General features: G+C 38.7%; 17 protein-coding genes and 1 riboswitch. Of the genes, 8 read left to right on the plus strand and 9 right to left on the minus strand.

Translation table 11 applies throughout. The features are described from left to right. Positions 1-64: 64 nt before the first annotated feature. Complete coding sequence (thiL, locus tag J7E57_RS14430) at positions 65-1,105, plus strand: thiamine-phosphate kinase (protein WP_215165125.1); 1,041 nt, start codon at positions 65-67, stop codon at positions 1,103-1,105. A gap of 189 nt (positions 1,106-1,294) precedes the next feature. On the opposite strand, the gene J7E57_RS14435 is transcribed toward thiL, so the two are convergent. Then, positions 1,295-2,668: a DNA recombination protein RmuC gene (locus tag J7E57_RS14435; RefSeq protein WP_215165133.1), complete on the minus strand. Its 1,374-nt coding sequence runs from the start codon at positions 2,666-2,668 to the stop codon at positions 1,295-1,297. A gap of 118 nt (positions 2,669-2,786) precedes the next feature. Here J7E57_RS14435 and purU point away from each other — a divergent pair, with 118 nt between their 5' ends. Continuing rightward, positions 2,787-3,626 carry a formyltetrahydrofolate deformylase gene (purU, locus tag J7E57_RS14440; protein ID WP_215165135.1) on the plus strand — a complete coding sequence of 280 codons (840 nt, stop codon included), beginning with the start codon at positions 2,787-2,789 and terminating at the stop codon, positions 3,624-3,626. Positions 3,627-3,788: 162 nt separating this feature from the next. Here purU and J7E57_RS14445 read toward each other — a convergent pair whose 3' ends face one another. Continuing rightward, positions 3,789-4,925 carry an NAD(P)/FAD-dependent oxidoreductase gene (locus tag J7E57_RS14445; RefSeq protein ID WP_215165137.1) on the minus strand — a complete coding sequence of 379 codons (1,137 nt, stop codon included), beginning with the start codon at positions 4,923-4,925 and terminating at the stop codon, positions 3,789-3,791. An 83-nt stretch (positions 4,926-5,008) separates the two neighbouring features. On the opposite strand from J7E57_RS14445, the gene J7E57_RS14450 reads away from it, so the two are divergent. After that, positions 5,009-5,704: a zinc metallopeptidase gene (locus J7E57_RS14450; protein WP_215165139.1), complete on the plus strand. Its 696-nt coding sequence runs from the start codon at positions 5,009-5,011 to the stop codon at positions 5,702-5,704. A gap of 531 nt (positions 5,705-6,235) precedes the next feature. Here J7E57_RS14450 and apaG read toward each other — a convergent pair. Then, positions 6,236-6,622, minus strand: coding sequence for a Co2+/Mg2+ efflux protein ApaG (apaG, locus tag J7E57_RS14455; protein ID WP_057930994.1), 387 nt, complete (start codon positions 6,620-6,622; stop codon positions 6,236-6,238). 35 nt (positions 6,623-6,657) lie between these two features. Then, positions 6,658-7,665: a tRNA dihydrouridine synthase DusB gene (gene dusB / locus J7E57_RS14460; RefSeq protein ID WP_215165141.1), complete on the minus strand. Its 1,008-nt coding sequence runs from the start codon at positions 7,663-7,665 to the stop codon at positions 6,658-6,660. 43 nt (positions 7,666-7,708) lie between these two features. Between dusB and J7E57_RS14465 the strand changes: the two genes are divergently transcribed. Genes J7E57_RS14465 through J7E57_RS14475 form a run of 3 tightly spaced genes read left to right on the plus strand, consistent with a single transcriptional unit; the run spans position 7,709 to position 9,676 of the window. After that, positions 7,709-8,635, plus strand: a complete 927-nt coding sequence (locus J7E57_RS14465; RefSeq protein ID WP_215165143.1) for a CPBP family intramembrane glutamic endopeptidase — start codon at positions 7,709-7,711, stop codon at positions 8,633-8,635. Further along, on the plus strand, positions 8,616-8,822 hold the full coding sequence (locus tag J7E57_RS14470) for a putative signal transducing protein (protein ID WP_029274925.1): 207 nt from the start codon (positions 8,616-8,618) through the stop codon (positions 8,820-8,822). The genes J7E57_RS14465 and J7E57_RS14470 overlap by 20 nt, the downstream gene beginning before the upstream one ends. Before the next feature lie 44 nt (positions 8,823-8,866). Next, positions 8,867-9,676 carry a phosphatidate cytidylyltransferase gene (locus tag J7E57_RS14475; protein WP_215165145.1) on the plus strand — a complete coding sequence of 270 codons (810 nt, stop codon included), beginning with the start codon at positions 8,867-8,869 and terminating at the stop codon, positions 9,674-9,676. A gap of 119 nt (positions 9,677-9,795) precedes the next feature. Here J7E57_RS14475 and J7E57_RS14480 read toward each other — a convergent pair whose 3' ends face one another. The 3 genes from J7E57_RS14480 to metE form a co-directional block, all read right to left on the minus strand. Then, the gene (locus tag J7E57_RS14480) at positions 9,796-10,461 is read right to left on the minus strand and encodes a class I SAM-dependent methyltransferase (RefSeq protein WP_215165147.1); all 666 of its coding nucleotides are present in this window, start codon (positions 10,459-10,461) and stop codon (positions 9,796-9,798) included. Between the two features lie 60 nt (positions 10,462-10,521). Then, positions 10,522-10,908 carry an acyl-CoA thioesterase gene (locus tag J7E57_RS14485; RefSeq protein WP_025141655.1) on the minus strand — a complete coding sequence of 129 codons (387 nt, stop codon included), beginning with the start codon at positions 10,906-10,908 and terminating at the stop codon, positions 10,522-10,524. Positions 10,909-11,047: 139 nt separating this feature from the next. Continuing rightward, a complete protein-coding gene (gene metE / locus J7E57_RS14490; RefSeq protein ID WP_215165149.1) occupies positions 11,048-13,381 on the minus strand; it encodes a 5-methyltetrahydropteroyltriglutamate--homocysteine S-methyltransferase in 2,334 nt (777 codons plus the stop codon). A 198-nt stretch (positions 13,382-13,579) separates the two neighbouring features. Then, a riboswitch (cobalamin riboswitch) is annotated at positions 13,580-13,783 on the minus strand. A gap of 128 nt (positions 13,784-13,911) precedes the next feature. Between metE and J7E57_RS14495 the strand changes: the two genes are divergently transcribed. Next, positions 13,912-16,608, plus strand: coding sequence for a M14 metallopeptidase family protein (locus J7E57_RS14495; protein ID WP_215165150.1), 2,697 nt, complete (start codon positions 13,912-13,914; stop codon positions 16,606-16,608). A gap of 196 nt (positions 16,609-16,804) precedes the next feature. Next, entirely contained in the window at positions 16,805-17,521 is a 717-nt protein-coding gene (locus J7E57_RS14500) for a DsbA family protein (protein WP_215165152.1), read from the plus strand. Positions 17,522-17,806: 285 nt separating this feature from the next. Here the strand turns inward: J7E57_RS14500 and J7E57_RS14505 are convergent, their stop codons facing one another. Next, positions 17,807-18,028, minus strand: a complete 222-nt coding sequence (locus J7E57_RS14505; RefSeq protein ID WP_215165154.1) for a DUF3820 family protein — start codon at positions 18,026-18,028, stop codon at positions 17,807-17,809. Further along, positions 18,028-19,164 (minus strand): ATP-binding protein, encoded by a 1,137-nt coding sequence (locus J7E57_RS14510; protein WP_215165161.1) that lies wholly within the window; start codon positions 19,162-19,164, stop codon positions 18,028-18,030. Before J7E57_RS14510 ends, J7E57_RS14505 begins: the two co-directional genes overlap by 1 nt. Positions 19,165-19,215: the final 51 nt, after the last annotated feature.

Consider the following 19,215-nt stretch of genomic DNA (forward strand, 5'->3'; position numbering starts at 1 on the left):
GCTATCGGATCAGCGTGACGATAATTAAAAATAAAAACTGGGGCTTCGCCCCTAACTATTGCATATGTTTGAAAATAAAGAGCGTACAGATATTAATGAATTAGGCGAATTTGGGTTGATTAAACACCTAACCGCTAATTTTAAAATTAAAAACGATTATTCGGTAAAAGGTGTTGGCGATGATGCTGCTGTTTTAGATGCCAAAGGAAAACAGACCTTAATTTCGACTGATTTATTGTTGGAAGGAATCCATTTTGACTTGGCTTATGTGCCTTTAATGCACTTAGGTTACAAAGCTGTTCAGGTAAATTTAAGTGATATTTATGCCATGAACGGAAAAGCAAGTCAGATTACAGTTTCGCTGGGTTTGTCGAGCAAATTTCCTTTAGAGGCTGTTGAAGAAATTTATAAAGGAATCGAACTGGCTTGCAATAAATATAACATTGATTTAATTGGTGGAGATACTTCATCAAGCAAGCAAGGCCTGGTAATTAGTATTACCAGTATAGGTTATGCCGATGCTGATAAAGTAGTGTACAGAAATGGCGCTCAAGAACATGATTTATTATGTGTTTCCGGCGATTTGGGTGGCGCTTATTTAGGCTTGCAGATTTTAGAAAGAGAGAAATTAATCTACCTGGAAAACCCACAGATCCAACCAGATTTAGAAGGTAAAGATTATATCATCGAAAGACAATTGAAACCAGAAGCGAGGATGGATATTATTGCACTTTTAGATGAAATGAATATAAAACCAACTTCGATGATTGATGTTTCGGATGGTTTAGCTTCCGAAATTTTGCATTTGGCAGAACAATCAGATAAAGGAATGACCATTTACGAGGAGAAAATTCCTTTAGATCCAATGACTTATGAAACCGCACGCGAGTTAGGTTTAGATCCAACCGTTTGTGCATTAAGTGGTGGCGAAGATTATGAATTGTTGTTTACCATTAGTCAGGATGATTATAAAAAACTGAAACATGATGTAGATATTACTGTGATTGGACATGTTACTGATAAAAACTCGGGTTGTAAAATGGTTTCTAAATCAGAAAAAGTACACGAACTGAAAGCTCAGGGCTGGAATGCTTTTAATAAATAGATAATATTTCGTCGTTTCGAGCGAAGTGAAACGAAGTCGAGAAATCTATATAAGTAGATCTCTCCCCACCTGTACGGGCAGGCATTTCGCTGTGCTACAGTCGAGATGATGACTTTACTTTCTAATCGTCATTGCGAAGAAGATTGCTTCTTCATTCTTCTTCGCAATGACTAATTTTTAGCTTAAATTTTACTCACCATCCTCTAAATATTTTAAATCAATCTGTTTGGTTGTTTTTGCACCTAATTTTTTAATCTTTTCAGAAGTATTGGTTAAATTTCCAGATCCTACAGATAGTTTATTGATGGCTTTATCATAAGCTTCCTGTCCGTTTTTAATATGTTTACCAATATTTTCCATATCCAAAATAAAGCCCACAAACTTATCATACATACTGCCACTTAAACGGGCAATTTCCATTACATTCCGGTTTTGGCGCTCCTGCTTCCACATGCTGGCAATGGTGCGTAAAGTAGCCAAAAGTGTTGATGGACTCACAATCACTACTCTTCTATCCCATGCAAAATTGAAAAGTTCAGCATCTTTTTGAACCGCAATACTAAAAGAAGATTCTATTGGTACAAATAGCAAAACAAAATCCGGGGAATTGATTTTATATAAATCCTGGTAATTTTTTGAAGACAGCTCTTGGATGTGATTCTTAATTGAGGCTAAATGGGCTTTTATAAAGCCGTCACGCTCTTCATCTGTCTCGGCGGATACAGAACGTTCATAAGCAACCAAAGATACCTTAGCGTCGACCACAAGATGTTTGTTATCTGGCAGATCGATTACCACATCGGGCTGGTAGCGACCGCCTTCGGCGGATGTATGCGAAGCTTGAATGCGGTATTCCTGATCGCGCACTAACCCCGAGCGTTCTAAAACTTTTTCCAGAATCACCTCTCCCCAATTCCCTTGTTTTTTGCTATCGCCTTTTAAAGCTTTTGTTAAATTATTGGCATCTTCCTGAATCTGTTTGCTCTGGTCCATCAATAAAGAAATCACACCTTTCAGTGTATTTCTTTCATCTGATTCGGCTTTGTAAACCTTTTCTACTTTATCTTCAAAAGCTTTAATATTTTCTTTTAAAGGATTTAAGATGATATCCAAATTAGTTCGGTTCTGCTCAATAAATTTGCTCGATTTTTCTTCTAGTATTTTATTGGCAATTAATTCAAAGTCTTTGTTCAGCTTCTCTTGCGATTGTTCAAAACTAACTTTTTGTTCGGCAAGTTTTTCTTTTTCGGCCAAGTAAAAAGACCTGGTACTTTCCAATTCGCGATTGGCATCGGCAAGCCGGTCGCGCTCAGCCTGCAACTCATCAATTAGGCGCTGCTGTTCTTGTTTAAGTAACGCAGTAATGTGCTCTTTTTCGGCAGATAAATTAGAAACACGTTCGTCTGCTTTGGCCAGGCTGATTTTTAACGATTCATTTTCACTTTTTGTTCTTTCGAAGTCTTCCACCGAAATAATAGAAATAGCAGCCTGGGGTTTCTTCAAGAATAAAAGCACCAAAACAATTAAAATAACAATTAGTAAAGCAATGCCAGCAATCTCCATAATGATAAAAATTTTAGCAAAAATGGAGATTTAAAATAGATATACCAAAAAATTTTAGTCAATATGAACGGGATATAACGGAAAAAAATTTCTATAATTGGGCATTAGTTTTTTATAAATGAATGCATTAACAGTCCTGATATCCTGTCCCGATCAAGTTGGGTTAGTTACAAATATTACCCGCGTGCTGGCTGCACACCAATTGAATATTATCGCCATGCGCGAGTTTGTAGATGAAGCCAATAAATCGTTTTTTACCCGCATTGCCTGTACCGGAAATTTAGGGGATGCCGATAAATTAAAGGAAAAACTTTTAGAAAATCTTCCAAATGCTGCCGAGGTAAATTTAATTACCCAGCAAGAAAAACAGATCGCGGTTTTGGTAACGAAAGAGTACCACTGTTTAGCAGAAATACTGATCAAAAACCAGTTTAAAACTTTAGGAGCCAATGTTAAGTGTGTAATTGGTAATTATGAAAGCCTGAGAGATTTTACCGAAAAATTGAGTATTCCTTATTTCTATGTAGACCATACCAATAAGGATAAAAATGAATTCGAAGCCGAAGTTAAAGCTATTATCAACCGGTTTGAGGTAGACTATTTAGTGTTGGCTAAATTTATGCGAATCCTTTCAGCTGATTTTGTAAAAGATTATGCAGGTAAAATCGTTAATATCCATCATTCCTTTTTACCGGCTTTTATAGGTGCTAATCCTTATCGCCAGGCTTTTGAACGTGGGGTAAAAATTATTGGTGCTACTGCCCATTTTGTTACCGATAACCTGGATGAAGGCCCGATTATTACGCAACATACCAATCATATAGATCATAATTTTGGTGTAAAAGAAATGGTTCGGGCAGGAAAAGAAATAGAGAAAAAAGTATTGTTAGAAGCCTTGGAGCTTATTTTTGAAGATCGGGTTTTTGTAAGTGGGAATAAGACGATTGTGTTTAAATAACTGAGGCGTTATTCCACAAATCGTCATTTCGAGTGGAGTGCAACGAAGTCGAGAAATCTATTTTACAGATCTCTCCGTTCCGCTGTGCTTCAGTCGAGATGACGTAACCATTAGAAGGATCTTTTAAATTAAAACCAACTCAGTGAACTCTGCGTTTAAAAATTATAGACGCTTCAACAACATCTCTGCCACATCTTCTCCTGTTTGTGCACCAATTGCTATACCCATGCCATTACACCTGGTAGCGCAAAAGATATTTGGCTTAATCTCTTCTATAAGTGGTTCCAAAGTTTTTCCAAAAGCCATAATACCACTCCAGCGGTAATCTATTTCATAATTGACTTTAGGGAGGATTACATTTTTTAATAAACCTTCCAACGCCAGCTGGACTGGTTCAGTTTGGCCAAATTTGGTGGTCTCTTCGGCTTTAAAATCGATGTTTCTACCACCACCCAGCAAAATTCTATTATTTATATTTCTGAAATAATAATAACCTTTATCGTAGTGGAAGGTGCCTGTTATTTTTAGCTCTTTAATGGGTTTGGTAATTAAAACCTGGCCACGGCCAGGACTAATATCAACATCAGGCAATAAGTCTTTTACAAAAGCATTGGTGGTTACAATTAGCCGTTTACAGAAAAAACTTCCATTTTTGGTTATCAATTGCGTACGCTTGTTTTCTTCCTGAATCTGATCTACTATACAGTTATTAAATATGTTAATGCCGAGTTTTTGCGCATATTGAATTAAAGCAAACATCATTTTACCGCTATCAATCTGTGCTTCGTATCGGTTTTCGATTAAGGTGTTGATGCCTTTAAAACCAAAGGAAGTAATTTTCTTATTGGCAAGGCCAAAGGCCTTGGGGCCAACAACATCGTTAATGAGACGGTTATAATGTTCAATTTTGGATACACATGTGTCGGCCAGAAAAATGTCATCATTTTTAAATAATTCGTAGCCGCCTAAACATTGGTAATCAATGGTTTTATCGCCTAATAAATTACGAAGTTTGAGTAGGCCCTTCCAGCGTTTTTCTATAAGAAGTGCCAAGCCTTCTAAACCGGCACATTCTTCTTGCTCAATGAGTTCAGAAATGCTACCGAAGCATGCAAAACCCGCATTTTTGGTGCTGGCGCCTGTTGGTAAAAAGCCCCTTTCAAGTATGGCAATTTTTAAAGTTGGAGCAGTTTTTTTAAGTCGGATGGCAGCATTTAAACCCACAATTCCACTACCGATAACAATGGTATCGTAAGTAAAAAACGACTCCTTCTCCCAATATGAAAACGCTGGTGGCATAGTATAAATGTACTATTTTTTAACAGTCAAATAATATGGGAACGCTTTTTGATATATGTTAAACGAAAAACATACAGAAGAAAATGGGAGTTTATTTAATATTAATCATCCCGGTATTATTGCTGAGCATGTTTGTACAATGGCGATTTAGAAATAAGTTTTCTAAGTATGCCGAAATGCAACTTAGCTCTGGTTTATCGGGCAAAGAGGTGGCAGAAAGAATGCTACATGATAATGGGATATACGATGTGAAGGTGATGAGTACCGAAGGACAACTAACAGATCATTACAATCCATCAGATAAAACCGTTAATTTAAGTACAGATGTATATTATAGCCGAAGTGTAGCTGCCGCGGCTGTAGCGGCCCACGAATGTGGACATGCCGTACAACAGGCGAAATCGTATAACTGGTTACAGTTAAGAAGCAGTATGGTTCCGGTGGTAAGTATTTCATCTAATCTTTTACAGTGGGTATTATTAATTGGTGTATTGTTAATAGGCTTTACTGGAAATCCAGTTGTTTTGGCTATTGGCGTAGTAGGTTTAGCGCTTGTAACCATATTTAGTATCATTACCCTACCAGTCGAATTTGATGCCAGTAACCGCGCATTGACCTGGCTAAAAAATAATAACGGTGTAATGCAAACACAAGAAGAAAATGCGCAGGCTAAAGATGCACTTTGGTGGGCAGCCATGACCTATGTGGTAGCAGCTGTTGGTGCATTAGCCAATTTATTGTATTACGCATCAATGCTTTTTGGAAGAAGCAGAGATTAAAAGAGATATCTAATTATGAAAAGCACAGAACGGCCGGGTAATCCTGGCCGTTTTTGGTTTGCCGTCACCTTGGATTCATCTCAGGGTCTTTTTAGCAGATTGATATATGTAAAATATATTAATCAAACATAGGTATTAAGTTTTTTAGTGACAGGATATATCCAGTTTTGGAAAGCAGGTTTGTGGTGCTTCGGTAGGCTTCGGTCCCGCTCCCGCTTCTGCCGATGGAAATATCGGCATCCCGCTTTGATCGGGTTTAGGTGGCGAGGTTAGTTGTGCTATGTGGGGTTGCTGGGAACAGAAAATATGATTTGCGAATGCTGTTAACCCTTTAATAATTGCAGTATCACTATGGTTTAAACCTGATTGATGTGAAAAGCCCACAGCGTTGGACTGGACTGCCCCCAAAAAGTTGGACAAACATTAAAATGAAATGCTGAAATTGCTTTTCTAAAAAAGAATCTTGGTTTTACCCCTCAATTCGACTTCGCTCAGTGCAGGCTCGCTCAGGGTGAAAACAATAAGGAAAAATTAATTCAGTTTATAAGGAGCAACCAATTGAAACTCTGGAATATCAACCTCGAATTCAGATCCATCTATATCACGTTTCATTAAATAGGCACCTTTCATGCTGCCCATATCGGTTTTTAGATTACAGCCTGAAACATATACGTGTGTTTCGCCTGGCTGGATAATGGGCTGTAAACCAACAACGCCCTCACCTTCTACCTCTCTTCGGCTACTGTTCGAATCGAAAATAAACCATTGGCGGCGCATTAATTGCACAGCATAATCAGAAAGATTAGAAATTTCTACACGATAAGCGAACATATAATGTTCGTTCGCCGGATTTGAATATTCTGGCTGGTAAACTGTCTCAACTGAAACTTTAACTCCGTCTGTAATAGCTGTAACCATGATATTTACGAATGTATAAAAAAACCTTTCAAAAATCAAGCCAGTACCTTAGTGGCATCGTAGTCGGCAAATTTTTCTGCCACTTCTTCTAAAATGCTGTAAATGTTGTTGATATCTGGCTCGGCCACCAAACGCATGCGGTAAGGTTTAAAATCTGGCAGACCTTTAAAATAATTTGCATAATGGCGGCGCATTTCGAAAATCCCGGTTTTAGGGCCTTTCCATTCTAACGATTTATCTAAGTGTGTACGGCAAACTTCAATACGCTCTTCAATAGTTGGTCCGGCAAGATGTTCACCAGTTTTAAAAAAGTGTTTTATCTCGCGGAAAATCCATGGGTAACCGATTGCCGCACGACCGATCATAATGCCATCTATCTCATATTCCATACGCCAGGCTGCTGCTTTTTCAGGGCTATCTACATCACCATTACCAAAAATCGGTATTTTGATACGTGGATTGCGTTTAATCTCGCGGATAAGCGACCAATCTGCTTCGCCTTTATATAACTGCGCTCTTGTTCTGCCATGAATGGTAAGTGCCTGAATGCCTACATCCTGAAGCCGCTCGGCCACTTCATAAACATTTTTGGTGTTATCATCCCAACCAAGGCGGGTTTTAACGGTAACAGGCAAATGTGAAGCTTTAACTACGGCCTCTGTCATTTTTACCATTTTATCGATATCCTGTAAAAGGCTAGAACCCGCACCTTTACACACAACGTTTTTAACCGGACAGCCATAATTGATGTCAACCAGATCAGGTCCTGCTGCAGAGGCAATTTCTGAGGCTTCACGCATATGATCGATATCGCCACCAAAAATCTGGATACCAATTGGCCTTTCATATTCGAAAATATCAAGCTTTTGTCTGCTTTTTGCAGCATCGCGGATCAAACCTTCCGAAGAAATAAATTCGGTGTACATCATATCAGCCCCGTTTTTTTTGCATACATAACGGAACGGCGGATCGCTCACGTCCTCCATTGGAGCCAGTAATAACGGGAACTCACCTAAATCTATATTTCCTATCTTAACAGACATTTTCTATCTTCAACGATTAATAAAACATACAAAGGTACAAATAATGAATTTTGTAACACCTAACAAGGAGGAAATCAATCCTTTCTTACAATTACTTTTACTTTTATTTTACGCAGTTACGGGCGGACTTGTGTTTGGTATTCTGGCTATTGTCATTGTTTTACTGATGTATGGCTTAGGAATAGTAAGTAATTTGGATATGCTTTTAGCTGGTGATACTAAGTATATTGCTGGTTTTAAAGTGATACAAATATTAAGTTCGATCGGAACATTTATTTTACCTCCAATTGCCCTGGCCTTAACAGAAAGGAAAAAAGTAACAGAATTTTATCTTTTCAAGCAACCCAAATTCTTGCTAGTTGTGCTTGTTCTGGCCATTATGATATTGAGTATGCCATTTATGGAATGGACAGTGATATGGAACCAAAAAATGGTTTTGCCTGATTTTTTGCATAAGATAGAACAGTGGATGAAGGAAAAGGAGGCTATTGCAATGAAAATGACCATTCAATTGATTACTGTGCGCAGTAACTTCGATTTCATTGTAAACCTCGTTATGATTGCTGTTATACCTGCAATTGGCGAAGAATTAATGTTTCGTGGTGGTGTGCAACGATCGTTAAACAGGGCTTTTGAGAATCCACATCTAGCTATTTGGTTATCGGCCATAATTTTCAGTGCCATCCATGTGCAGTTTTATGGTTTCGTGCCTCGTATGTTATTGGGTGCGGGTTTTGGCTACCTATATTATTATAGCGGAAGCATCTGGTATGCCATGCTGGCGCACTTTATAAACAACGCCTATGCGGTTTGTGCAGCTTTTTATATGCAAAAACACCATATGCCACTTGATAAAGCAGATGAACCGATCGGTTTTCCATGGTATGGCTATTTAATTAGTGCAATAATTACTATAGCTTTGTTTAAAATTTTTAAAGATAGCGCAACACGTGAGCGAAAATTGGGTTAAAGTATATACCACCAGCGATGCCTTTGCGGCCGAGGTATTAAAACAGGGATTAACAGAAGCCGGAATTCCGGCAGTAACGATAAATAAACAGCTCTCGGCATATAATATTGGCGAAATAAATGTTTTGGTGAATAAGGTAGATTTCGATAAAGCCATAGAATACATCGTTGAAAACGAAATTGAATAGTGATGATGACCTTAAACTTTACACTCTTTTACCTCTTTCCTTAAATGAAAACCAGGGCAATAACCGCTTTCTTTTTTACCATCGTAATGCTTGGCTCTATCCTTCTGGGGAGCTACACTTTTACCATTTTTTATCTTGTTTTAAGTGTTTTGGCTTTGTTTGAATTTTACAAGCTGATTAAAAATTCTGGCATCAGGCCACACCGAAATATTGGTTTGGCAGCCGGTTCATTAATATTTTTGATGGCAGCGGGCTTACATTACCTCAAATACGATGTGAAGTACCTGTTGCTTTGTATCCCGCTAATTTTCTCGGTTTTTATTACGGAGTTATACAAAAAGAACAAAATTCCATTCGCCAACATATCGTACACTTTTGTTGGCTTTGTTTATGTAACCATCCCTTTCTGTTTTTTTCATGCCCTGGGCTTTTTGAAAAACTGGAACGAATATAACTTTCATTTTCCTCTGGCATTTTTGCTGATGCTTTGGGCAAACGATACAGGCGCTTACCTTTTTGGTGTAAAATACGGTAAACGTAAATTGTTCGAACGCCATTCTCCAAAGAAAAGCTGGGAAGGATTTTTTGGAGGCATGTTCACCAGCGTTTTGGTCGCTTTTGGCTTATCATTTCTGTTTACCGAAAGTCCAGCTTGGGTTTGGATCGGTATGGCTGTATTGATTGCTAGTTTTGGTACGTTGGGCGATTTAGTAGAATCGATGCTTAAACGCAGTTTGGATACGAAAGATAGTGGTGGCTTATTACCAGGGCATGGTGGTTTGTTAGATCGTTTTGATGGCTTGTTGCTTTCTGCTCCTGTGGTTTATGCCTATCTGTATTTGATTTTGTATTAAGCCAACGAGGTCTCTGCATTGGCATCATTCTCGCGCATGCGGGAATCTTAAAGCAGATCATACTCATAAGCAATACAATCGCTATTCTCCCTAATCCTCGTTAAAAACGAGGACTATGATTATGCAGTAGCCGTTATAACGTAATATTCTCTTTCTATCTTTTCACCGGTTTTATTTTGTACCTGCTCTAATTTTTGAAGCGTATTTTTAATGGTAAGTCCCGCTTTTTCTAACAGTTCTTTTACTGTTTCTACCTCATAAAGTGTAAAGCCGTAAGGTGTAAAAGGTAGATTCTTCATGAATTTTTTATCAGCAAAACATATAGCCAAAGTGCCGTCAGGTTTTAGTGTTCGCTTAATTTCGTTGAGGTATTCACTTGGATTTGTCCAAAAGTAGATCGTATTAACCGTAAAAATTTTATCAAACCGATCATTCTCAAAGGGCAATGTAATGCCATCCGTTAGCTGAAAGTAAACCTTTCCTTTTGTTATGAAATCCTGATTGATCTTTTCAGCCTCGGCAATAATGGTTGCAGAAATATCAGCACCGAAATAATGGAGGTTTTCGGCTTGTGATAATAAGTGGGCAATATGCCCGCCGTTACCATGACCGATTTCCAAAACAGTTTCATCGCTTTGAAGGTTTAATGCCTCAATTGCAGAAGTAGTCATGCCGATATTATTGGCATGCATCATTTCACCTGTTTTAATGCCGTGTTCGCCTTCAGGACAAGCCAGTTGCCTGGCAATATTTTTTAAATCTTCTTCAGAAAGTTGCTGTTCCATAATCAAATTTAAAAATTTAGGCATTATGATTTTTACATCTTTTTGGCCAAAGCTTATAGATTATTTAATTACCTGAACTGGCTTTTTATTTTCATCAATGGCCACAAAAGTAAAATCGCCATGAACGGCCAATTCTCTTCCTTCGGCATACATCTGTTCGATATAAATTTCTACATTAACCTTTAAACTGGTATTGCCCACATGGTTTACCTTACCGATAAGCTCTACGATTGTACCTGCTGGGATCGGTTTTTTAAAATCTATCCTGTCGCTGCTTACGGTAACCATAATCTGACGGCTAAAACGGGTTGCAGTAATAAAAGCAACTTCGTCCATTAAATGCATAGCTGTTCCGCCGAAAAGGGTATCGTAATGGTTTGTTGTATTTGGGAAAACGGCTTTAAAAATGCTGGTTTTAGAATTTTCTATTCTTTCTTCTAGGGTCATGGGTTAAATATAGGTGCTGTAAAAAGCTTTGGCAACTTTCTAGTTATTTTTAGTAGAAAATTGCCAAAGTAAAAGGTTGGTCACTATGATAGGGTTTAGTAAAAATGCTTTGCTCCCCTATCTCCGTGGCAAAATAGAATTAATTCACCTGAAGGTCTGCAGCAAGTACCGCTTCGGTTTTACGCATTTCTTTAGCGGCTTCAACCATTTCTATTAAGGCCTTTTTAGTTTCGTCCCAGCCGCGGGTTTTTAAACCACAATCGGGGTTAACCCAGAGTTGCCCGGAGGGAATAACAGCCTTTGCTTTTTTGAGCAACTGAACCATTTCTTCCCTCTTCGGAACCCTTGGAGAGTGAATATCGTATACACCTGGGCCAATTTCGTTTGGATATTTAAAATCGGCAAATGCGTCTAATAATTCCATTTGCGAACGTGAGGTTTCGATGGTGATTACGTCGGCATCCATATCGGCAATGTTTTGGATGATATCGTTAAATTCCGAGTAACACATGTGCGTGTGGATCTGCGTATCATCTTTCACACCGCTCGCCGAAATTTTAAAGGCTTTAACCGCCCAGTTTAAATAGTTTTGCCAATCAGCTTTGCGCAATGGTAAACCTTCTCTAATGGCTGGCTCATCAATCTGAATGATTTTTATGCCTGCATTTTCCAGGTCGCAAACCTCATCGCGGATGGCCAGGGCAATTTGAGTACAGGTTTCTGACCTTGGTTGATCATTACGTACAAACGACCATTGTAAGATGGTTACAGGACCTGTGAGCATACCTTTCATATATTTCGAAGTAAGCGACTGTGCATAGGCCGTCCATTTTACCGTCATGGGTTTCGGACGCGAAACATCACCAAAAATGATCGGTGGTTTTACACAGCGTGAGCCATAACTCTGTACCCAGCCATTTTTGGAGAAAGCAAAACCATCTAGCTGCTCACCGAAGTATTCAACCATATCGTTACGCTCAAATTCGCCATGAACCAAAACATCCAGATCGATTTCTTCCTGCCAGTTTACGGCTTTTGCGGTTTCTTTCGCAATAAGATCATCATATTCTTCAACTGTAAAAGTTCCATTTTTAAGCTTTGCTCTCCAGCTTCTTACCTCTGCCGTTTGCGGAAACGACCCGATGGTTGTAGTAGCGTAACTTGGCAGATTGAGTTCCTGTTGTTTAATTTTTCTGCTCGAAAAAGGACTTAAACGTTCTGCATCCTGCTCTTTTAATCCTAAAACACGTTGTTTAACTTCAGGATTGTGGATGATTTTAGAAATTTTACGGTTAGCAATCGCGATCTTATTTTCCTCAAGTTTTTGCAGGGTAGATGCAGGGCTTTCGTTGGTGATCAGTTTTTTTAAGGTAGCTACCTCTGCAATTTTTTGTTTCGCATAGGCCAGCCACTGTTTAATTTCGGCCGAAAGGTTTTGTGCATTGGTTTCATTGTCTAAATCTACCGGTGAGTGGATTAGGGAACAAGATGGAGCGATCCACACCTTATCGAAGCCTCTTTTTTCTACAGCTTGATTAATGATTGAAGCAGATTTCTCGAAATCATTTTTCCAGATGTTTCTTCCGTCTACCAAACCTAACGAAAGGATGGTACCTTCTTTTAGCAAAGCTAAAACATCCGCTAATTGACCTTCAGCACGGACCAGGTCGATATGTAAAACATTTACCGGGAGTGATGTAGTTAGCGCTAAATTATTGCCCAAGCCCTCAAAATAAGTAGCCAAAACAATTTTTAACCTGGGAAAAGCTTTTCTGATCTCTTTATAGGCATATTCGTAAGTTTTTTTGTCTTTTTCGGTAAGGTCTAAAGTCAAAAAAGGTTCATCAAACTGAACATATTCTACATCCAAAGCATCTAAGCGGGATAATATCTCGATATAAACCGGAAGGAGATTTTTGATCAGATCGATTTTTTCAAAGCCAGCTTCCTTTTCTTTTCCCAATAAAAGGTAAGAAACAGGGCCGATTAAAACAGGTTTGGTGGTGATGCCCAATTGTTTTGCCTCGTAAAACTCATCGATAATTTTTGTAGAGAAAAGTTTAAAAGGCTGGTCTTTGTAAAACTCAGGAACGATATAATGGTAATTGGTATCGAACCATTTGGTCATTTCCATCGCTACCACATCCAATCCTTCTTTTTGATAACCTCGTGCCATAGCAAAATAGAGATCAAGCTCTGAATTTCCTTTTTTCAGGATCACTTCGTTGTACCTTTTCGGGATCGCGCCAAAAGTTAAAGAATGATCGAGCACATGATCGTAAAAAGAAAAGTCGTTCGAAGGAATGATATCAATTCCGGCTTCTTTTTGAAGGTTCCAGTTTTCGTGGCGAATGTTTTTTCCCACCTGAAGTACATTTTTGTACCCAGTTTTATCTGCCCAGTAATTTTCGCAGATTTTCTTTAATTCCCTTTGGCTACCTATTCGCGGATAGCCCAGATTTTGCGTTAGCATCTCTTTTAAAGATTAAGTAAATAAATCGTTTAAAAGCCCTTAAAGCAATATTTTGTAATGTTTTTTTGTTAGAAATAAAAAAGGAAAGGTTAGCGCGCACACAGCCTACTCATCAGCAAAAAGCTTAAAGCAAGCATATAAAATGGTTAATTTTATGGTGTACAATCAGACCTGACCAATTACTTTATAACGCGAAAGCACCGTCAATTCAATATAGGCAGGTCTCCTGACTTATTCCCGGTCTTATCGCCTTCCCATACCGGTAAACGGCACAGTGGCATGAATGATAAGACCGTTGTCCTTTTAAAGACAGAATTTACAGTTGCGCGACAGCTCGTGATTTGCACACGATTCCCTATTAATCCCGGTGTAATTCCGGGAACCTGTATCGGTTGATGAAAAATAAAGTTAAGAACTTACATCAGGGCAAATGTATGGATTAGGATTTAAAACTTGTAACAAATTTACAGCAAGCTGCTTTTGGAGTCTATTCTCTATTATATTTGATTACCTAACTAAACACCCTTATTATGATAAAAATCTACTTTAAAAGGCTCTGTATTGCTTTTTTAATGGTAAATAGCTGTGCGGTGCTGGCGCAGGAAGTGCCAACGCCAAAATCGCATTTTGGTTTTGACATCGGTGACGATTATCAATTGGCCAATTATACCCAAACAGAAGCTTATTTTAAGAAACTCGCGGCAAGTTCTGACCGCATTAAACTAGTTGATATTGGCAAAACCGAAGAAGGTAGAAGTCAATATATGTTGATTGTTTCTTCACCAGAAAACCTCAAGAAATTAGAGCGTTACAAGGAAATTTCGCAACAGCTGGCGCATGCAGAAATTACACCTGAGCAGGCAAAAGCATTAGCCCAGGAAGGTAAAGCAGTAGTTTGGATAGATGGTGGCTTGCATGCCAACGAGGTGGTGGGTGCGCATCAGCTGATCGAAACTGCTTATGAGTTTGCCTCTAGAAAAGACCCTGAAACCCTGCGTATTTTGGATAACGTAATCATTTTGTTTACCCATGCCAACCCTGATGGACAAGAATTGGTGAGCAATTGGTACATGAGAGAGAAAGACCCCAAAAAAAGAATAACCTCAGGTTTGCCTGTTTTGTACGAAAAGTACGCAGGTCATGATAACAACCGCGATTTCTTTATGTTAAACCTTAAAGAAACGCAGAATATCGGCCGCCAGCTTTTTGTAGAATGGATTCCACAGATTATGTACAACCACCACCAGGCTGGTCCGGCAGGAACCGTTGTTGCAGGTCCACCCTACCGCGATCCATTCAATTATGTTTTCGACCCAACGCTGTTAACCAGTTTAGATGCCGTTGGCGCGGCCATGCACAACCGGATGAATGTAGAAAACAAACCTGGTTATACCCAACGAGGAGGATCGGTTTATTCTACCTGGTACAATGGCGGATTGAGAACCACGACTTATTTTCATAACATGATTGGGCTCTTGACCGAAATTATCGGAAACCCTACACCTTCTGAAATTCCCTTAGTTCCTTCGAGATTATTGCCGAACGGCGATTCGCCAAATCCGATTACCCCAAGGAAATGGTACTTTAAAAACTCTATCGACTATTCGGTATCGTTAAACTATGCCGTTTTAAATTATGCGCAACGCTATCGTGACGAATTGTTGTACAACATTTACCAGATGGGTAGAAATTCGATAGAACGTGGTAAAAAAGATACCTGGTCTTTTTCTCCTAAAAAAATAGAAGCCATTAATAATGCGGCAAAAGGTGAAAAAGGTGGCCCGATTGCTGGAGGCGATGCTGATTTTGGCTCCCGGCGTCAGCTTAGCATGAAAGCTTTTGATACGGTGATGAAGGCTCCTGTAAACAGAGATCCGCGTGGATATATTTTAAGCGCCGATCAGCCGGATTTTAATTCTGCCGTTAAATTTTTAAACGCCTTGATCAGAACAGGTATTGTGATTCAAAAAGCAACCGCTTCATTTGCCGTTGCAGGAAAAAATTATCCTGCGGGAAGTTATATCGTAAAAACCGATCAGGCTTTTCGTCCGCATGTTTTAGATATGTTCGAGCCTCAAGATCACCCAAATGATTTTAAATACGAAGGAGGTGCTCCCATTCCACCGTACGATGCGGCTGGATGGACATTAGCGTATTTAATGGATGTTAAATTTGATCGGATTCTCGACGATTTTTCTGGTCCTTTTGAGAAAAACCCTTATGGACAATTATTAAAATCTGATCATAAATTACCAGGTGGATCGAGCTATATGTTAAGCGCAGCACAAAATGATTCCTATACTGCGGTGAACGACCTTTTGAAAAATAAAATTGAAGTTTACCGGTCGACTGAAAATGGCGATTTTTATGTTTCATCAGCGGGGAAATCAATATTAGAAAAAGCAAACATCAAACTGAAAAGTGCTGCTGCACCAAAAGATAAAATTAAAATCTCTGCCGGAAGAATTGCCCTTTGGGATACCTATGGAGGTTCTATGGCCTCAGGGTGGGTGCGATTTTTAATGGAGCAATACCATTATAACGCAACTGTAATTTATCCACAGGATATAGATGCCGGGAACTTAAAATCTAAATACGATGTAATTGTTTTTGTGGGCGGTGCCATACCATCGGTACAAGGAGGAGGGTTTGGAAACAGGTCTTTTGGGCCAAAAGCAGAAGAAATTCCGCAGGAGTTTAGAAATCGTTTAGGTAGGATTACGGCAGATAAATCGATTCCAGAGTTAAAGAAATTCTTAGAAGCAGGTGGCAATATTGTAACCATTGGTAGCAGTACTAATTTAGCCTATCATTTAAAACTTCCTGTGCGTAATGCAATGGTAGAAATCGTAAACGGAGAGGAAAAGCGGTTACCTGCTGAAAAATATTATGTTCCGGGAAGTGTTTTGAATGTTGGTGTAGATACCAGCTTGCCAACAAATTGGGGGATGGAGAAAGAAGCCGATGTTTATTTCGATAATAGTCCTGTTTTTAAGCTCACAGGAGATGCCATTGCTTCTGGAAAGATTAAACCTTTAATGTGGTTTGAAAATGCCACACCGCTACGCAGTGGCTGGGCATGGGGCCAGGCTTATTTGCAAGATGGCGTAACCGCTTTTGAAGCAAGGGTTGGTAAGGGTAAATTGCTTGCCTTTGGGCCGGAAATTGCTTTTAGAGCGCAAACGCATGGTACTTTTAAACTGATATTTAATCAGCTGTATAAGTAATTAAAACCGAGTTTGTCATGTTGAGCCTGTCGAAACGCTGAAAAACGCATTTATGTAGGTACTTCGACAGGCTCTCCGTAGGAGTCCTTTGGACAGGATGACAGTTCTAAATTAATATAAAGCCACTATCCTGAACGATAGTGGCTTTTTACTTTGGCCTTACTATAGCCAATTAAAATCGACTTAATTTTGTGTTATGAAAGTAGAAATCTGGTCGGACGTAATGTGTCCGTTTTGCTATATCGGAAAAAGACATTTTGAACAGGCGATAGAAAAATTGCCTTTCAAAAACGAAATTGAAGTGGATTGGAAGAGTTATCAGCTCAACCCTGAGTACCACAATACCAATAACGAAACGGTATACGATTACCTTTCGCGTAGTAAAGGAATGCCTATTGAGCAAGCCAAACAGATGACAAAACAAGTTGTTGATATGGCTGCAAATGCAGGTTTAACTATTGATTTTGATGCCAATATCCCCGCCAATACCTTTAATGCTCACCGTTTGATCCATTTGGCGGCAAAACATAACCTTCAGGATTTAGCAGAAGAAAAGTTATTCGAAGCCCATTTTGTAAACAGTAAAAATATTGGCGAAACTGCTGTTTTGATTGATCTTGCCGTAGAAATAGGTCTAGATAAGGCTGAGGCAGAAGCTGTTTTACAAAGCGATCAATTTGCTGAAGCCGTTCGTTATGATATTTATGAAAGTCAGAATTTAGGCATCAGAGGGGTTCCTTATTTTGTGATGGACCGCAAATATGGTGTTTCGGGGGCTCAACCTGTTCAGGCTTTTACCGATGCACTTACCCAAAGTTTTACCGAATGGAAAGAAGCTCAACCTAAGGTCACAATAACCTCGTTAAATAAAAATAATGATGCGGTTTGTGACGAAAATGGTTGTGAGATATAAATTTGTTTCCCGCAGATTATGGGAATAGCCGTATATTTTTTCTGCGAAATCATTTTGATCTGCGGGACGTTTATATGAAAATCGTCATCTCGACTGAAGCGCAGCGCAATGGAGAGATCTATTCGGTGACAGCTATAACTTTTTAAGATAATAAATCATGTTAGATCCTTCGGCTTCGCTTAGGATGACAATCGCTCGGGATGTTTGCACTTATTTATGGCAGGTTAGATCCTGAAACAAGTTCAGGAGGACGATCACTTTAGTAGAATACCCTTGAAGTTGTTTTTACCGCTGCCCATTTTTCAACGGTGTTAAAAGATATTCCAAACCATTTACCCGTATTTCGAACATAGTAGCCATTAAGTCGCCTAATTTACCCTTGGGGAAGCCTTTATCCTTATACCAAAGCAAATAACTTTCAGGGATATTGCAGATCAGATAACCTTTATATTTTCCATAAGGCATTTGCATTTTTACTAAATCGAGCAGCAAGGTGGGGTCTAACATTATAATATAAAATCTAAATAATTTTCTTTGTTAATTACAGCGAACGTGGCTTGTGGGTAATTTTTAGCAAAAAATCCGGGGATTTTCTTTTTTTGATTGCCCCATTTAAAATCGGCAGCTAAAATTTTTCCATTTTCAACTTCTATAAGGTCAATTTCCTGTTGATCGTATGTTCTCCAAAAGTAATGGGCGGCGTTTTGCTGTTCATATTCCATTTTTTTAATGCGTTCACTAAAGCAATAATTTTCCCATAAAAGACCCTGATCATTCCGCAAGGCTAAAAGTCTAAAATCATTAACGATCGCATTTCGGATCCCATTATCGTAAAAATACCATTTAGAAGATTTTGTAATTTCTTTACGTAAGTTATTACTATATCCACCAACTTTATAGATGATGAAAACCTTTGAAAGTAAATCGAGATAACGGTCTACCGTGTTTTTACTGATACCCAAGGTGCGCGAAATTTCATCTATAGAAACTTCTGAGCCTACTTGGTAGGCGATAAGTTTTAGTAACTCCAGTAATTTTGTGCTGTTCTGGATGTTTTCGTACATCAGAATGTCTTTTAACAGGTATGATTTAACCAGTTCTGTTAAATATTGTGATTTTTCAGGCAAAGAACTTAAATAGAATAATTCTGGGTACGATCCAAAAATTAAGCGTTCTTCGAGGTTCTGCGCAGTTTGTAAAGCATTTTCCTGTTTGTCCAATTCAACCTGGGCTATAGGATAAAGATAATAGGTTAAACTTCTTCCGGTTAACGGTTCCCCTGTTTGGTTCGAAAGATCAAAAGTAGATGATCCACTTGCAATGATGGTCAGGTCTTTGAAAGTATCAATCAGCAACTTTAATATTTTTCCAATTTCTGGGATTACCTGAGCTTCATCAATCACAAGTAATTTGGCACTTCCTAAAACTCTTTTATAGTTGGCCGCAGTTCGTGTAGATAATAATGTTTGTACATCCTGATCTTCTCCATTTAAGGATAGATAGTCGATGTTAGCATCTTTGATGATATTTTCTACAAGCCAGGTTTTCCCTACTCTTCTGGTACCAAAGATCAGGATTACTTTATTCTTCCCAATCTTGTCGAGAATAATTGACTGTAAAGATCTAATAATTTGACTTTCCATCTAGCCAAATATAGTAAAAAACGTTAATTCAGTCAATGAACTGACTGAATT

The sequence above is a fragment of the Pedobacter sp. ISL-64 genome (genome assembly GCF_018613605.1).
Lineage (GTDB): Bacteria > Bacteroidota > Bacteroidia > Sphingobacteriales > Sphingobacteriaceae > Pedobacter.

Coding starts and splice junctions, on each gene's coding strand:
- thiL (WP_215165125.1), top strand. CDS start 65: ATGTTTGAAAATAAAGAGCGTACAGATATTAATGAATTAGGCGAATTT.
- J7E57_RS14435 (WP_215165133.1), bottom strand. CDS start 2,668: ATGGAGATTGCTGGCATTGCTTTACTAATTGTTATTTTAATTGTTTTG.
- purU (WP_215165135.1), top strand. CDS start 2,787: ATGAATGCATTAACAGTCCTGATATCCTGTCCCGATCAAGTTGGGTTA.
- J7E57_RS14445 (WP_215165137.1), bottom strand. CDS start 4,925: ATGCCACCAGCGTTTTCATATTGGGAGAAGGAGTCGTTTTTTACTTAC.
- J7E57_RS14450 (WP_215165139.1), top strand. CDS start 5,009: ATGGGAGTTTATTTAATATTAATCATCCCGGTATTATTGCTGAGCATG.
- apaG (WP_057930994.1), bottom strand. CDS start 6,622: ATGGTTACAGCTATTACAGACGGAGTTAAAGTTTCAGTTGAGACAGTT.
- dusB (WP_215165141.1), bottom strand. CDS start 7,665: ATGTCTGTTAAGATAGGAAATATAGATTTAGGTGAGTTCCCGTTATTA.
- J7E57_RS14465 (WP_215165143.1), top strand. CDS start 7,709: ATGAATTTTGTAACACCTAACAAGGAGGAAATCAATCCTTTCTTACAA.
- J7E57_RS14475 (WP_215165145.1), top strand. CDS start 8,867: ATGAAAACCAGGGCAATAACCGCTTTCTTTTTTACCATCGTAATGCTT.
- J7E57_RS14480 (WP_215165147.1), bottom strand. CDS start 10,461: ATGGAACAGCAACTTTCTGAAGAAGATTTAAAAAATATTGCCAGGCAA.
- J7E57_RS14485 (WP_025141655.1), bottom strand. CDS start 10,908: ATGACCCTAGAAGAAAGAATAGAAAATTCTAAAACCAGCATTTTTAAA.
- metE (WP_215165149.1), bottom strand. CDS start 13,381: ATGCTAACGCAAAATCTGGGCTATCCGCGAATAGGTAGCCAAAGGGAA.
- J7E57_RS14495 (WP_215165150.1), top strand. CDS start 13,912: ATGATAAAAATCTACTTTAAAAGGCTCTGTATTGCTTTTTTAATGGTA.
- J7E57_RS14500 (WP_215165152.1), top strand. CDS start 16,805: ATGAAAGTAGAAATCTGGTCGGACGTAATGTGTCCGTTTTGCTATATC.
- J7E57_RS14505 (WP_215165154.1), bottom strand. CDS start 18,028: ATGTTAGACCCCACCTTGCTGCTCGATTTAGTAAAAATGCAAATGCCT.
- J7E57_RS14510 (WP_215165161.1), bottom strand. CDS start 19,164: ATGGAAAGTCAAATTATTAGATCTTTACAGTCAATTATTCTCGACAAG.